We start from the raw sequence: 14,168 nt of genomic DNA on the forward strand, positions 1-14,168 counted from the left end.
TGACCTCGCGGCGTGGGCCGGCGTCCAGTGGTTCAGTGGCCGGCGAATTCGGTGACGGTATAGACGGGCAGCCCCGCGTTGCGCAGCAGCGTCGAGCCGCCGAGATCGGGCAGATCGATGATCGCCGCACCTTCGACGACGACCGCGCCGAGCCGCTGCAGCAGGTTGCGCCCCGCCATCATCGTGCCGCCGGTCGCGATCAGGTCGTCCATGATGATCACGCGGTCGCCGGCGCGGCACGCGTCTTCGTGGATCTCGACGGTCGCGCTGCCGTATTCGAGGTCGTACGACTCCGAGCACGTCTTGTACGGCAGCTTGCCGACCTTGCGGATCGGCACGAAGCCGACGCTCAACTCGTACGCGACGATCGGCGCGATGATGAAGCCGCGCGCGTCGAGCCCCGCGACATAGTCGAGCTTCGCATCGACATAGCGTTCGACGAACAGGTCGACGAGGATGCGCAGCGCCTTCGGGCTCTGCAGCAGCGTCGTGATGTCGCGGAACATCACGCCCGGCTGCGGCCAGTCGGGCACGGTGCGGATCTGGCTGTGGATGAAGGCGACCGGATCGAGCGGTGCGCCCGACGACGAATGCGGCATGAAACTCTCCGAAAAAAACGGTGCGCGAAGATCGGGCACCGTTTCGAGTAAATACGGGTCAGGTTATCGAATTGCGACTCACGCGACTGCGGCCGGCGGTTCGCGCCGATGCCGCGACAGCCGCTCCTCCGCGAGCGCGAGCGCCTCGGGCAGCCCGCGCAGCACGACGATGTCGCTCGCGCGCAGCTTGGTCTGCGGATCGGGTTCGACGCCGCGGATGCCGTGCCGGCGGATCGCCGTGACTTCCAGCCCGAGCGCATACAGCCCGAGTTCCTCCAGCGAGCGTCCGACCGCATCCGCGCGCGCGTCGACCGGCACCGATTGTAGCCGCACCTGCTCGTGATCGTCGTCGTCCGCATCGTCCGCGCCGCGGAAATAGCCGCGCAGCAGGCTGTAGCGCTCGTCGCGCATCTCCTCGACGCGCCGCACGACCTTGCGCATCGGCACGCCGACCAGCACCAGCGTGTGCGACGCGAGCATCAGGCTGCCCTCGACGATCTCCGGAATCACCTCGGTCGCGCCGGCCGCGAGCAGCTTCTCGAGATCGGCGTCGTCGACCGTGCGCACGATCGCCGGCAGCGTCGGCTCGAGTTCGTGCACGTGATGCAGCACACGCAGCGCGGACGGCGTGTTCGCATACGTGATCGCGACGGCCGCCGCGCGATGGATACCGGCCGCGAGCAGCGACTCGCGGCGCGCCGCGTCGCCGAACACGACCGATTCGCCGGCCGTCGCAGCCGCGCTCACGCGATCGGGGTCGAGGTCGAGCGCGACGTATGGAATGCCTTCCTGCTCGAGCATGCGCGCCAGGTTCTGCCCCGCGCGGCCGTAGCCGCAGATGATCACGTGGCCGCGCTGCTTGAGGCTTTGCGTCGCGATCCGCGTCATCTGCAGCGACTGCTGCATCCATTCCGTCGACGACAGCCGCATCACGATCCGATCGGCGTTCTGGATCAGGAACGGCGCGGCGAGCATCGACAGCAGCATCGACGCGAGGATCGCCTGCAGCAGCGTCGAATCGACGAGATGGCGGTCGAGGATCAGGTTCAGCAGCACGAAGCCGAATTCGCCGGCCTGCGCGAGGCCGATGCCGGTGCGCATCGCGACGCCCGGCGTCGCGCCGAACAGCCGCGCAAGTCCGGCGATCGTCGTCGCCTTGAACAGGATCTGCCCGACGAAGAAGCCGAACACGAGCACCGGATGCTCCCAGATCACGCGCGGATCGAGCAGCATCCCCGTCGTCACGAAGAACAGGCCGAGCAGCACGTCGCGGAACGGCTTGATGTCCTCCTCCACCTGATGGCGGAACGGGGTCTCGGAGATCAGCATCCCCGCGATGAACGCGCCGAGCGCGAGCGACAGGCCAAAGCGGTCGGTGATGAACGCGGCGCCGAGCGTGACGAGCAGCAGGTTCAGCACGAACAGCTCCTGCGAGCGGCGCCGAGCGACGACGTTCAGCCAGCGCGTCATGAAACGCTGGCCGATGACCAGCAGCAGCGTCAGCGCGATCACGATCTTGACCGCCGCGAAGCCGAGCGTCAGCGCGAGATCCTTCGACGACTCGGCGCCGAACGCGGCGATCACGATCAGCAACGGCACCACGGCCAGATCCTGGAACAGCAGCACGCCGAAGATGTTGCGGCCGTGCGCGGTCTCGATCTCGAGCCGCTCGGCGAGCATCTTCGACACGATCGCCGTCGACGACATCGCGAGCGCGCCGCCGAGCGCGATGCAGCCCTGCCACGTGATGTGCACCCAGCGCTCGAACAGCAGGCCGAGCGCCAGCGCGAGCACGAGCGTCGCGACCACCTGCAGGAGACCCAGCCCGAACACGAGCCGCTGCATCGCCCGCAGCTTCGCGAGCGAGAATTCGAGGCCGATCGAGAACATCAGGAACACCACGCCGAATTCCGCGAGATGCTCGGCCCGCTCCAGATCCGCGGCGACGCCGAACGCGTGCGGCCCGACCAGGATGCCGACGGTCAGGTAGCCGAGCATCGGCGGCAGGTTCAACGAGCGAAATACGACGACGCCCACCACCGAGGCCAGCAGCAGCAGCAGGGTCATTTCGAGCGGGGAAATCACGGGCGAAGCGTCCTCGTTCGTCGGGGCCACGGCAATGCGGGCGCGGGTGGTGGCGGTGGGCAAGCGGCATCGGACGAGTCCGAAGGCGCGGCGCGGCGAACAAACGCCTTTGCTATACTCCGCGCATGATAGCGAAAATCAATGATGATCGGGCGCTCGCGCTCGCCCGCGACGTGCTCGACATCGAGGCGGACGCCGTGCGCGCGCTGCGCGACCAGCTCGACGGCGACTTCGTCCAGGCCGTCGCGCTGCTGCTCGGCTGCCGCGGCCGCGTCGTCGTATCCGGCATCGGCAAATCCGGGCATATCGCCCGCAAGATCGCGGCCACGCTGGCGAGCACCGGCACGCCGGCCTTCTTCGTCCACCCGGCCGAGGCCAGCCACGGCGACCTCGGCATGGTCACGTCGGACGACGTCTTCATCGGCATCTCCTATTCCGGCGAGTCGGAAGAACTCGTCGCGATCCTGCCGCTCGTGAAGCGGATCGGCGCGAAGCTGATCGCGATCACGGGCCGTGCGGAATCGAGCCTCGGCACGCTCGCCGACGTGAACCTGAACGCCGCGGTCTCGAAGGAAGCCTGCCCGCTGAACCTCGCCCCCACCGCGAGCACGACCGCCGCGCTCGCGCTCGGCGACGCGCTCGCCGTCGCGGTGCTCGACGCGCGCGGCTTCGGCTCCGAGGATTTCGCGCGCTCGCATCCGGGCGGCGCGCTCGGCCGGCGCCTGCTCACCCACGTGCGCGACGTGATGCGCTCGGGCGACGACATTCCGCGCGTCGGGCTCGACGCGACGCTGTCGGACGCACTGTTCCAGATCACCGCGAAGCGCCTGGGCATGACCGCCGTGGTCGACACCGACGGCCGCGTGGCCGGCATCTTCACCGACGGCGACCTGCGCCGCGTGCTGGCGCGCGACGGTGATTTCCGCACGCTGCCGATCGTCGACGTGATGACGCGCGAACCGCGCACGATCGGCCCCGACAATCTCGCGGTCGAGGCCGTGGAACTGATGGAGCGCCACCGGATCAACCAGATGCTGGTGGTCGATGCCGACGGTGCGCTGATCGGCGCGCTGAACATGCACGACCTGTTTTCGAAGAAGGTGATCTGATGAGTGCAGCGCTGACTGCGGCCGAACGCGCGAGCCGCGTGAAGCTGATGGTTTTCGACGTCGACGGCGTGCTGACCGACGGTGGCCTGCTGTTTACCGCGGCAGGCGACGCGATGAAGTCGTTCAATTCGCTCGACGGCCACGGCGTAAAGCTGCTCGGCGAGGCCGGCATCGCAACCGCGATCATCACCGGCCGCCGCTCGGACATCGTCGCGGCCCGCGCGAAGGAAATGAAGATCGCGCATCTGTTCCAGGGCGTCGAGAACAAGCTCGCCGTGTTCGGCGACCTGATCGCGTCGCTCGGCATCACCGCCGACGCCTGCGGCTATATGGGCGACGACTGGCCCGACCTGCCGGTGATGCTGCGCTGCGGCTTCGCGACGGCACCGGCCAACGCGCACCCCGAGGTGATCGCCCGCGCGCACTGGGTGGCCGAGGCCCGCGGCGGCCACGGCGCGGTGCGCGAAGTCTGCGACGCGATCCTGCGCGCGCAGCGCCGCTACGACGCGCTGCTCGCCGCTGCCTGCGGAGCCTGACGGATGAACACGCATTTCCGCTGGACCCAGCTGCTGCCGCTCGTCGCGGTCGCCGCGCTCGCGGGCATCACGTGGTGGCTGCTGCAGGCGACGCTGCCGCCGCCCGGCGAAGGCACCGTGCAGCCGAAGCGCCACACGCCCGACTATTTCGCGGACAACTTCTCGGTCACCGAGCTCGACCAGACGGGCACGACGCAGTACCGTCTGACGGCCGCGAAGCTGATTCATTACGAAGATACCGAAAACAGCGACCTGACCGATCCGGCCATGCGCGCATTCCAGCCCGGCAAGCCGGTCGTGACGACCACCGCGAAGCGCGGCACCGTCAACGGCGACGTGTCGATCGTCGACTTGTACGACGACGCGCGCATCCTGCGCGTGGCCGGCGGCGGCGACCCGCAGATGCAGGCCGATTCGCAGCATTTCCGGATCTTCGTCAATGACGATGTGATCCAGACCGAAAAGCCGGTTAAACTTCAGCGCGGCCTGTCGCTCGTCAACGCGACCGACGGCATGAAGTACAACAACGTCACCCGGGTCATCGAGCTTTACGGCAACGTGCGCGGCACGATCGCCGCGGCGGACACGTCCGGCGGCTCGAAAGGTCAATCCAGGTGACGCATCCCTCACGTGACTGCATGAACGAACCGTTCCCTCGACAGAATTCCGGCGGCGCTGCGCGCGCCGTCCGCGCCGCGCTCGCCGCGACGCTCGTGGCGCTCCCGCTCGTCGGGCTGGCGCCGCTCGCCCATGCCGAGAAGGCCGACCAGAACAAGCCGATCAACGTCGAGGCGGACAACCTGACCTATGACGACCTGAAGCAGGTGACGGTCGCGACCGGCAACGTCGTGATCACGAAAGGCACGATCATCATCAAGGGCGACCGCGTCGAAGTGCGCCAGGATCCCGAAGGCTATCAGTACGCGACGTCGTTCGGCAGCGGCAAGAAGCACGCGACGTTCCGCCAGAAACGCGAAGGTCTCGACGAATACATCGACGGCGACGCCGAGCGCATCGACTACGACGGCAAGCAGGACCTGACGACGCTGACCACCGCCGCGACCGTGCGCCGCCTGCAGGGCACGTCGACGATCGCCGACACCGTGCACGGCAGCGTGATCACGTACGACGGCCAGCGCGACTTCTACACCGCGAAGGGCGGCAAGGACGTCGCGGCACCGGGCAACCCGAACGGCCGCGTGCGCGCGATGCTGTCGCCGAAGAACGGTGGCCCCGGGCAGCTGAACGGCGCGCCGGCGAAGTTGTCGCCGTCGACCACGATCCAGGGAGCGCCGGGCCAATGAACGCGCTTTCGAACCGCCAGCCGGCCGGCACGACGAGCTCGCTCGTCGTCCGCAACCTGAAGAAACGCTACGGCTCGCGCACGGTCGTCAAGGACGTGTCGCTCGACGTGAAGAGCGGCGAAGTCGTCGGCCTGCTCGGCCCGAACGGCGCCGGCAAGACGACGTCGTTCTACATGATCGTCGGCCTCGTGCCGCTCGACGCGGGCGAGATCTCGCTGAACGGCAGCTCGATCAGCCTGCTGCCGATCCACAAGCGTGCGTCGCTCGGCCTGTCGTACCTGCCGCAGGAAGCGTCGGTGTTCCGCAAGCTGACCGTCGAGGAAAACATCCGCGCGGTGCTCGAACTGCAGCACGGCGACGACGGCAAGCGGCTGTCGAAGGACGCGATCGCGGCGCGCACCGAGGCGCTGCTCGACGAGCTGCAGATCGGCCACCTGCGCGAGAACCCGGCGCTGTCGCTGTCGGGCGGCGAACGCCGTCGCGTCGAAATCGCGCGCGCGCTGGCGACCAACCCGAACTTCATCCTGCTCGACGAACCGTTCGCCGGCGTCGACCCGATCGCAGTGCTCGAGATCCAGAAGATCGTCAAGTTCCTGAAACAGCGTAACATCGGCGTGTTGATTACCGATCACAACGTCCGCGAAACGCTCGGCATCTGCGACCACGCATACATCATCAGCGACGGTTCGGTGCTCGCCGCCGGCGCGCCGAGCGAAATCATCGAAAACGAAAGCGTGCGCCGCGTGTACCTCGGCGAACACTTCCGCATGTAACCTTCCCCGCGGCTGGCCGCCCCCTCCGGCGTCCGGCGGCTCCCGCCTGCGGCCGTGCGCCGCGCCGCGCGTAATCGCGGATGGCTCAAGGCACCTGGGTCGTGGCAAACTGCCGGTATGACTCCCTCTCTGCCATGAAAGCCAGCCTTCAACTCCGCCTGTCGCAACACCTGGCACTGACACCGCAACTGCAGCAGTCGATCCGGCTGCTGCAGTTGTCGACGCTCGAACTGCAGCAGGAAGTCGCGATGGCCGTCGCGCAGAATCCGCTGCTCGAGAACGATGACGAATGGATCGCGAGCCCGCTGCGCGTCGCGGCGGACGGATCGCTGATCGCGCAGACGCCTCCCAGCCAGAATACCGAGTCGGGCGCCGCGAACGGCAGCAGCCAGTCGAGCGATCGCGCCGAGCGCGACGAACCGGCCGCCGCCGACGAATACGACAGCTACGCGTCGGGCGACGCGGGCGACGGCCCGCAGTGGAATCTCGACGAGTTCGGCCGCTCGAGCGGCGCATCGGACGACGACGACCTCCCGCCGCTGCAGGTGCAGGAAGCCGCGACGTCGTTGCGCGACCACCTGTCCGCGCAATTGCGCGTCACGCAGGCCAGCCCGCGCGATCGCGCGCTCGTGATGTTCCTGATCGAATCGCTCGACGACGACGGTTACCTGACCGCCTCCCTCGACGAAGTGCTCGCCGACCTGCCGCCGGAACTGGAAATCGACTGCGACGAACTGAATGCGGCGCTCGCGCTGCTGCACAGTTTCGACCCGGCCGGGGTCGGGGCCCGCTCGGCGTCCGAATGCCTGAAGCTGCAGTTGCTGCGCCTCGATCCGTCCCCGACACGCACGCTCGCGCTCGAGATCGTGTCGCAGCATCTCGAACTGCTCGCCGCGCGCGACTTCACGCGGCTGCGCAAACACCTGAAGGCGAGCGACGATGCGCTGCGCGACGCGCACGCGCTGATCCGTTCGCTGGAGCCGTTCCCCGGCGCCGCGTACGGCAAGGCCGAGGCCGACTACGTCGTGCCCGACATCATCGTGAAGAAGGCCGGCCAGGGCTGGCTCGCGGAACTCAATCCGGAAGTGATGCCGCGCCTGCGAATCAACAACCTGTACGCGAACATCCTGCGCAACAGCCGCGGCGACCCGTCGGCCGGATCGTTGAAACAGCAGCTCCAGGAAGCACGCTGGCTGATCAAGAACATCCAGCAGCGATTCGACACGATCCTGCGTGTCGCGCAGGCTATTGTCGAACGTCAGAAGAATTTCTTTGCGCACGGTGAAATTGCCATGCGCCCCTTGGTTTTGCGGGAAATAGCTGATACGCTGGGCCTACACGAGTCGACTGTCAGCCGTGTGACAACTGGCAAGTACATGCTGACCCCGTTCGGGACGCTTGAATTTAAGTACTTCTTCGGATCACACGTTTCGACCGACACCGGAGGCGCCGCATCGTCGACCGCCATCCGAGCCCTGATCAAGCAACTGATAGGAGCTGAAGACCCAAAATCGCCACTTTCGGACAGCCGCATTGCCGAGCTGCTGGCAGAACAGGGATTCGTGGTCGCGCGCCGCACGGTTGCCAAGTATCGCGAAGCCCTCAAAATCCCGGCAGTGAATCTGCGCAAGTCTCTTTAAGCCTGCTGCCTGCCCGGCGGCAGGCGTGTTCCGGCCACCGCGCACACGGGGAACAGGCCGGGCGACTTGTCCGCGAATGTGCCGCTACCTGCGGCAGGGGCAAGTCGACCGGAGCGCCGCCTCGATGCGGCCGGGTGGTCACTCGCTTGGAGAAGCACTATGAACCTGAAGATCAGTGGACATCATCTCGAAGTCACGCCTGCAATTCGCGAATACGTGATCACCAAGCTGGACCGGGTGCTACGGCATAGCGATCAGGTAATCGATGGCACTGTGATCCTCTCGGTCGACAATCACAAGGAAAAGGACAAGCAGCAGCGCGCGGAAATCAATCTGCATCTGAAGGGCAAGGACATCTTCGTCGAAAGCGCGAACGGCAACTTGTATGCTGCGATCGATCTGCTGATCGACAAGCTGGATCGCCAGGTCGTCAAGCACATGGAGCGTCTGCAGACCCATGCGCACGACCCGATCAAGCTGCAGCCGTCGATCGACCAGATCGAACTGCCGCCGCAATAACGTTCACCGCAATACACACGCCGCCCGGTTCGCCGGGCGTTTTTTTTGTGTCCGAGCGGCAGTGGTGCGACCGGTCCGTCCATGCCGCGCCACGCACGCGGCTGTGCTCTATAATGTTCCGGTTATCGCCGGGGGGGCGTTGGGTGCGGTAGCTGCCTTGCAGGTTTCCGATGCCGAACGCCTTGATATCGCCGAACATGGAAAATCAGTCTGCCGCCGCAAGGAGACCCCAGGCCGCCCAATCGCCTGCCAACATGAATCGCCTAGCCAAAATCCTGCCCATAGAGAACGTCGTCATCGACCTCTCCGTCACCAGCAAGAAACGCGTCTTCGAACAAGCCGGGTTGATCTTCGAGAATCAGAACGGCATCGCCCGCAGCACCGTCACGGATAACCTGTTCGCGCGCGAGCGCCTCGGTTCGACCGGGCTCGGCGAAGGCGTCGCGATTCCGCACGGGCGCATCAAGGGGCTCAAGCACCCGCTCGCCGCGTTCGTGCGGCTGGCCGACGCGATCCCGTTCGAAGCGCCCGACGGCCAGCCCGTCGGTCTCCTGATTTTCCTGCTCGTCCCCGAGCAAGCCACCCAGCAGCACCTCGAGATCCTGTCGGAAATCGCGCAACTGCTGTCCGATCGCGACGCGCGCGAGCGTCTGCACAACGAAACGGATATCGCCGAGTTGCATCGCCTGCTCACTCAGTGGCAACCTTGAGTTGATCCGGGCGGAATTTTTCCGGTACGAGGCGGCACACGCCGTCGTCCAGGGCCGCCCGGCATGGCGACGTCCGTCGCCGCGCGCCTGCACACCGGCCCATTGGAGTGACGAGAGTCATGGATACGTCCAGCATCAACGCCCAGAGCATCTTCGACGACAACGCGGCCACGCTGAAGCTGAGCTGGCTGACGGGGCATGAAGGCTGGGAGCGCGGTTTTTCGGCCGACACCGTCGCCAACGCAACGTCGAGCGCCGACCTCGTCGGCCACCTGAATCTGATCCACCCGAACCGGATCCAGGTGCTCGGCGAAGCCGAAATCGACTACTACCAGCGGCAGACCGACGAAGACCGTTCGCGCCACATGGCCGAGCTGATCGCCCTCGAGCCACCGTTCCTCGTCGTCGCCGGCGGCGCTGCGGCGCCGCCCGAACTCGTGCTGCGCTGCACGCGCTCGTCCACGCCGCTGTTCACGACGCCGATGTCGGCCGCCGCGGTGATCGACAGCCTGCGGCTCTACATGTCGCGCATCCTCGCGCCGCGCGCGACGCTGCACGGCGTGTTCCTCGACATCCTCGGGATGGGCGTGCTGCTCACCGGCGACTCCGGGCTCGGCAAGAGCGAACTGGGCCTCGAACTCATCAGTCGCGGCCACGGCCTCGTCGCCGACGATGCCGTCGACTTCGTCCGACTTGGCCCCGATTTCGTCGAAGGCCGCTGCCCGCCGCTGCTGCAGAACCTGCTCGAAGTGCGCGGCCTCGGCCTGCTCGACATCAAGACGATCTTCGGTGAAACGGCGGTCCGCCGGAAAATGAAGCTGAAGCTGATCGTCCAGCTCGTGCGCCGCCCGGACGGCGAATTCCAGCGGCTGCCGCTGGAAAGCCAGACGGTCGACGTGCTTGGCCTGCCGATCAGCAAGGTCACGATTCAGGTTGCGGCCGGCCGCAACCTCGCGGTGCTCGTCGAGGCGGCCGTGCGGAATACGATCCTGCAGTTGCGCGGAATCGACACGTTGCGCGATTTCATGGATCGGCAACGACTCGCAATGCAAGATCCCGACAGTCAGTTCCCCGGCAAGCTCGTGTAACGCTCCCCGCGCCGGCCTCGCAGCGCCGACGCGTCGAGCCGGTGCTATGATGAAACGTCAGGATTCTCTGCTTCCCATGCGCATCGTCCTTATCACCGGCATCTCCGGCTCAGGCAAGTCCGTCGCGCTGAACGCGCTCGAAGACGCAGGCTACTACTGCGTCGACAACCTGCCGCCGCACGTGCTTCCCGAACTCGCCCGCTACCTGGCCGACGGCGGCCAGCACCGGCTCGCAGTCGCGATCGACGCGCGTTCGAGCGCGTCGCTGGACGAAATGCCCGGTCTGATCCGCGCGCTGTCGCTCGAGCACGATGTCCGCGTGCTGTTCCTCAACGCGAGCACGCAGGCGCTGATCCAGCGCTTCTCCGAAACGCGCCGGCGCCACCCGCTGTCCGGCTCGCCGTCGCACGACGCGAACGTCGGGCTGCTGTCGTCGCTCGAGGAAGCGATCGAGCGCGAACGCGAGCTGGTCGCACCGCTCGCCGAATTCGGCCACCAGATCGATACCAGCACGCTGCGCGCGAACGTGCTGCGCACGTGGGTCAAGCGCTTCATCGAGCAGAAGAACAACGACCTGATGGTGATGTTCGAGTCGTTCGGCTTCAAGCGCGGCGTGCCGCTCGATGCCGACCTGATGTTCGACGTGCGCGCGCTGCCGAACCCGTACTACGACCATGAGCTGCGCCCGCTCACCGGGCTGGACCAGCCGGTCATCGCCTTTCTCGACGCACTGCCGATCGTCCACCAGATGATCGACGACATCCATGCGTTCCTGACGAAATGGCTCCCGCACTTTCGCGAAGACAACCGCAGCTACCTGACCGTCGCCATCGGCTGCACGGGCGGTCAGCATCGCTCGGTGTTCATCGCGGAAACGCTCGCCGCGCGCCTCGCGCACGATGCGAACGTGATCGTGCGGCATCGTGACGCGCCCGTGGATGTCGACGCGTCGTCGCGGCTCGTCGCCGAGGTCGAACGACCTTAGCGACACCGCCCTCTTGCCGGTGCGCCATGTCCACGCTATCGACCACCCTGATCGACCTGCCGCTGTTTCCGCTGCACACGGTGCTGTTCCCCGGTGGCTGGCTGCCGCTCAAGGTGTTCGAGGCGCGCTATCTCGACATGTCCCGCGCATGCCTGCGCGACGACGCGCCGTTCGGCGTGTGCCTGCTGAAGAGCGGACCCGAGGTCGCGCAGGACGGCGCCGTGTCGGTGCCCGAGACGATCGGCTGCATGGCGCGCATCACCGAGTGCGATACCGGCGAATTCGGGATGCTGTACCTGCAGGCGATCGGCACGCAGCGGTTCGAGCTGCTGTCGTATCGCGTCGAAGGCAACGGGTTGCTGGTCGGGATCGCGGAGCCGCTGCCCGACGACATCCCGCTCGAAGGTGAACAGGCGCTCGCGCAATTCGGCTCGTGTGCCGAGGTGCTGGAGCGCATCATCGAAGCGCTGAAGAAATCCGAACCGGACAAGATGCCGTTCGCCGAACCGTTTCGCCTCGACGACCCGAGCTGGGTATCGAACCGCCTCGCTGAACTGCTGCCGCTCGACCTGCGTGCGCGGCAGAAATTGATGGAATTTCCGGACGTCGGCGCGCGGATCGATGCCGTGCACCACGTGCTCGATCGGCACGGATGGCTGTAAGCCTCGGCTGGCCAAGCGCGTCGCAGCGGCGGCGCGAGCGAATCATCCTGGCGGGCAAAACACCCGCGGCGGCCCGGTGCTTCCGTGAGCGCGCCGCGCCCTTCCCTTTTCTTTACAGCAGCGGCCCGCTCAACGCATCGAGCAGCTTGCGCACGGGCGCCGGCACGCCGTACGCATCGAGCCCCGCCAACGGCACCCACGCCGTCTCGGCATCCTGCACGTGCGTGCGCGGCCGCCCGCCGTTCGCCACATCGCTCAGCCGCGGCTCGATCTCGAGCCGGAAATGCGTGAACGTGTGCGTGAACGGCGCGAGCGGCACCGGGCCGCCACCGCCGAAGCCGCGTGCGAGTTCCGCGAGTGCCACATCGCCGTCTGCCTGCGGCAGGCACCACAGGCCGCCCCAGATGCCGGCCGGCGGACGCCGCTCAAGCAGCACGGCGTCGCCGTCGCGCAACACGAGCATCCAGGTCTTGCGCGTCGGCACCGCCTTCTTCGGCCGCGCGGCCGGAAGTTCGCGCTGCCGGCCCGTCGATTGCGCGACACAGTCGCCCGCGAACGGGCAGCGCGCGCAATCCGGCTTGCCGCGCACGCACAGCGTCGCGCCGAGATCCATCAGCCCCTGCGTATAGGCACTCACGTCGGCCGCGTTCGCGGCATCCGGCAGCAGCGATTCCGCAAGCGCCCACATGTCGTTCTCGACGCGCTTCTCGCCCGGAAAGCCTTCGACGCCGAACACCCGCGCCAGCACGCGCTTCACGTTGCCGTCGAGGATCGTCGCGCGCGCACCGTACGCGAACGACGCAATCGCCGCGGCCGTCGAACGGCCGATGCCCGGCAGTTCGGCGAGCGCTTCCGGCGTCGACGGGAATACGCCGCCATGCTCGTTGACGACGACCTGCGCGCAGCGATGCAGGTTGCGTGCGCGCGAGTAGTAGCCGAGCCCGGCCCACAGCGCCATCACGTCGTCGGACGGCGCGGCCGCGAGCGCGGCGACGTCGGGAAAGCGCTCGAGAAAGCGCGTGTAATACGGGACGACGGTCGAGACCTGCGTCTGCTGCAGCATGATTTCCGACAGCCAGATCCAGTAGGGATCGCGGGTGTTCTGCCACGGCAGGTCGTGGCGACCGTGCACGCGCTGCCAGGCGATCAGGCGCGTGGCGAACGTGCGATGCAGCGGTGTGACGGGGAACGGAGCGGGAGCAATGCGGGGCGGCTTCAAGTGTTCGAATCTTTGGAAAGAGGTTGCAACGCGCGACTCAACGCTGGCAGGTCGGGCAGAAATAGGTCGAGCGCTGCCCCTGCACGATCTGGCGGATCGGCGTGCCGCATGTGCGGCAAGGTAGCCCCGCCCGGTCGTAGACGAAGCAGTCGAGCTGGAAATAGCCGCTTTCGCCGTTGCTGCCGACGAAATCGCGCAGCGTGCTGCCGCCGCGCTCGATCGCGTCGGCGAGGGTCGCGCGCACCGCGTCGGCCAGCCGCTCGTAGCGCGGCAGCGACACCTTGCCGGCGGCGGTCGTCGGCCGGATGCCCGCGCGAAACAGGCTCTCCGACGCATAGATGTTGCCGACGCCGACGACCATGTTGCCCGCGAGCAGCGCCTGCTTGACCGACACCGTGCGGCCGCGCGTGCGCGCGTGCAGCAGCGCGCCGGTGAACGCCGGCGAGAACGGCTCGACGCCGAGGCTGGCGAGCAGCGGATGCGCATGCACGTCGCCCGCTTCGCGCGGGTGCCACAGCACCGCGCCGAAACGGCGCGGATCGCGGAACCGGAGCACGAATTCGTCGAAGATCCAGTCGATGTGGTCGTGTTTCGCGGCGACCGGCACGCCGGCTGCGGGCAGCACGCGCAGCGTGCCCGTCATCCCGAGATGAACGATGAACCAGCCCGCGTCAACCTCGAACAGCAGATACTTGCCTCGACGCTCGACGGCGAGCACCTCGCGCGCGCGCAATTGCTCGGCGAGCCCCGCCGGCACGGGCCAGCGCAGCATCGCGGTACGGACGTCGACACGCTCGACGCGGCGGCCCGCGACAAAGGGCTCGATGCCCCGGCGCGTGACTTCGACTTCTGGCAACTCTGGCATGTTTTGCGGGTCTGAGACTGGATTCACGATCGTGCGTGTATTGTAGCGAGCGCGTTACAATCGGTTGAAACATC

General features: G+C 67.0%; 15 protein-coding genes. 11 read left to right on the forward strand and 4 right to left on the reverse strand.

Translation table 11 applies throughout. The features are described from left to right. Positions 1 to 32: 32 nt before the first annotated feature. Positions 33 to 599 carry an adenine phosphoribosyltransferase gene (locus tag DIE11_RS18795; RefSeq protein ID WP_059526281.1) on the reverse strand — a complete coding sequence of 189 codons (567 nt, stop codon included), beginning with the start codon at positions 597 to 599 and terminating at the stop codon, positions 33 to 35. 78 nt (positions 600 to 677) lie between these two features. After that, a complete protein-coding gene (locus DIE11_RS18800) occupies positions 678 to 2,684 on the reverse strand; it encodes a monovalent cation:proton antiporter family protein (protein ID WP_124626291.1) in 2,007 nt (668 codons plus the stop codon). Between the two features lie 125 nt (positions 2,685 to 2,809). Here DIE11_RS18800 and kdsD point away from each other — a divergent pair, with 125 nt between their 5' ends. The 11 genes from kdsD (at position 2,810) to DIE11_RS18855 (ending at position 12,010) form a co-directional block, all read left to right on the forward strand. Then, a complete protein-coding gene (gene kdsD / locus DIE11_RS18805; RefSeq protein ID WP_059598830.1) occupies positions 2,810 to 3,793 on the forward strand; it encodes an arabinose 5-phosphate isomerase KdsD in 984 nt (327 codons plus the stop codon). Further along, complete coding sequence (locus tag DIE11_RS18810) at positions 3,793 to 4,329, forward strand: HAD family hydrolase (protein ID WP_059598831.1); 537 nt, start codon at positions 3,793 to 3,795, stop codon at positions 4,327 to 4,329. The genes kdsD and DIE11_RS18810 overlap by 1 nt, the downstream gene beginning before the upstream one ends. Before the next feature lie 3 nt (positions 4,330 to 4,332). Continuing rightward, on the forward strand, positions 4,333 to 4,947 hold the full coding sequence (lptC, locus tag DIE11_RS18815; RefSeq protein WP_059451451.1) for an LPS export ABC transporter periplasmic protein LptC: 615 nt from the start codon (positions 4,333 to 4,335) through the stop codon (positions 4,945 to 4,947). 20 nt (positions 4,948 to 4,967) lie between these two features. Continuing rightward, the gene (gene lptA / locus DIE11_RS18820; RefSeq protein ID WP_059464489.1) at positions 4,968 to 5,633 is read left to right on the forward strand and encodes a lipopolysaccharide transport periplasmic protein LptA; all 666 of its coding nucleotides are present in this window, start codon (positions 4,968 to 4,970) and stop codon (positions 5,631 to 5,633) included. Next, a complete protein-coding gene (gene lptB, locus DIE11_RS18825) occupies positions 5,630 to 6,406 on the forward strand; it encodes an LPS export ABC transporter ATP-binding protein (RefSeq protein WP_059598832.1) in 777 nt (258 codons plus the stop codon). The genes lptA and lptB overlap by 4 nt, the downstream gene beginning before the upstream one ends. Before the next feature lie 134 nt (positions 6,407 to 6,540). Beyond that, the gene (locus tag DIE11_RS18830) at positions 6,541 to 8,046 is read left to right on the forward strand and encodes an RNA polymerase factor sigma-54 (RefSeq protein ID WP_059598833.1); all 1,506 of its coding nucleotides are present in this window, start codon (positions 6,541 to 6,543) and stop codon (positions 8,044 to 8,046) included. 159 nt (positions 8,047 to 8,205) lie between these two features. Continuing rightward, positions 8,206 to 8,565 (forward strand): ribosome hibernation-promoting factor, HPF/YfiA family, encoded by a 360-nt coding sequence (gene hpf / locus DIE11_RS18835; RefSeq protein WP_006477786.1) that lies wholly within the window; start codon positions 8,206 to 8,208, stop codon positions 8,563 to 8,565. Positions 8,566 to 8,735: 170 nt separating this feature from the next. After that, positions 8,736 to 9,275: a PTS sugar transporter subunit IIA gene (locus DIE11_RS18840; protein WP_059598834.1), complete on the forward strand. Its 540-nt coding sequence runs from the start codon at positions 8,736 to 8,738 to the stop codon at positions 9,273 to 9,275. 119 nt (positions 9,276 to 9,394) lie between these two features. Continuing rightward, positions 9,395 to 10,363, forward strand: a complete 969-nt coding sequence (gene hprK / locus DIE11_RS18845; protein WP_010090664.1) for an HPr(Ser) kinase/phosphatase — start codon at positions 9,395 to 9,397, stop codon at positions 10,361 to 10,363. A 76-nt stretch (positions 10,364 to 10,439) separates the two neighbouring features. After that, a complete protein-coding gene (rapZ, locus tag DIE11_RS18850; RefSeq protein WP_059526093.1) occupies positions 10,440 to 11,348 on the forward strand; it encodes an RNase adapter RapZ in 909 nt (302 codons plus the stop codon). Between the two features lie 26 nt (positions 11,349 to 11,374). Next, positions 11,375 to 12,010 (forward strand): LON peptidase substrate-binding domain-containing protein, encoded by a 636-nt coding sequence (locus tag DIE11_RS18855; RefSeq protein ID WP_059598835.1) that lies wholly within the window; start codon positions 11,375 to 11,377, stop codon positions 12,008 to 12,010. Between the two features lie 112 nt (positions 12,011 to 12,122). On the opposite strand, the gene mutY is transcribed toward DIE11_RS18855, so the two are convergent. Together mutY and mutM are read right to left on the reverse strand one after the other, a co-directional pair. Then, positions 12,123 to 13,229, reverse strand: a complete 1,107-nt coding sequence (gene mutY / locus DIE11_RS18860; RefSeq protein ID WP_124626293.1) for an A/G-specific adenine glycosylase — start codon at positions 13,227 to 13,229, stop codon at positions 12,123 to 12,125. 37 nt (positions 13,230 to 13,266) lie between these two features. Then, entirely contained in the window at positions 13,267 to 14,094 is an 828-nt protein-coding gene (gene mutM, locus DIE11_RS18865; protein ID WP_124626295.1) for a bifunctional DNA-formamidopyrimidine glycosylase/DNA-(apurinic or apyrimidinic site) lyase, read from the reverse strand. Between the last annotated feature and the right edge of the window lie 74 nt (positions 14,095 to 14,168).

Origin of the sequence: Burkholderia sp. Bp9012 (assembly GCF_003853825.1) — a bacterium.
Taxonomy (GTDB): domain Bacteria; phylum Pseudomonadota; class Gammaproteobacteria; order Burkholderiales; family Burkholderiaceae; genus Burkholderia; species Burkholderia diffusa.

Bases quoted from the DNA above. Each gene is read 5' to 3' on its own strand.
- DIE11_RS18795 (WP_059526281.1), bottom strand. From the start codon at position 599: ATGCCGCATTCGTCGTCGGGCGCACCGCTCGATCCGGTCGCCTTCATC.
- kdsD (WP_059598830.1), top strand. From the start codon at position 2,810: ATGATAGCGAAAATCAATGATGATCGGGCGCTCGCGCTCGCCCGCGAC.
- DIE11_RS18810 (WP_059598831.1), top strand. From the start codon at position 3,793: ATGAGTGCAGCGCTGACTGCGGCCGAACGCGCGAGCCGCGTGAAGCTG.
- lptC (WP_059451451.1), top strand. From the start codon at position 4,333: ATGAACACGCATTTCCGCTGGACCCAGCTGCTGCCGCTCGTCGCGGTC.
- lptA (WP_059464489.1), top strand. From the start codon at position 4,968: ATGAACGAACCGTTCCCTCGACAGAATTCCGGCGGCGCTGCGCGCGCC.
- lptB (WP_059598832.1), top strand. From the start codon at position 5,630: ATGAACGCGCTTTCGAACCGCCAGCCGGCCGGCACGACGAGCTCGCTC.
- DIE11_RS18830 (WP_059598833.1), top strand. From the start codon at position 6,541: ATGAAAGCCAGCCTTCAACTCCGCCTGTCGCAACACCTGGCACTGACA.
- hpf (WP_006477786.1), top strand. From the start codon at position 8,206: ATGAACCTGAAGATCAGTGGACATCATCTCGAAGTCACGCCTGCAATT.
- DIE11_RS18840 (WP_059598834.1), top strand. From the start codon at position 8,736: ATGCCGAACGCCTTGATATCGCCGAACATGGAAAATCAGTCTGCCGCC.
- hprK (WP_010090664.1), top strand. From the start codon at position 9,395: ATGGATACGTCCAGCATCAACGCCCAGAGCATCTTCGACGACAACGCG.
- rapZ (WP_059526093.1), top strand. From the start codon at position 10,440: ATGCGCATCGTCCTTATCACCGGCATCTCCGGCTCAGGCAAGTCCGTC.
- DIE11_RS18855 (WP_059598835.1), top strand. From the start codon at position 11,375: ATGTCCACGCTATCGACCACCCTGATCGACCTGCCGCTGTTTCCGCTG.
- mutM (WP_124626295.1), bottom strand. From the start codon at position 14,094: ATGCCAGAGTTGCCAGAAGTCGAAGTCACGCGCCGGGGCATCGAGCCC.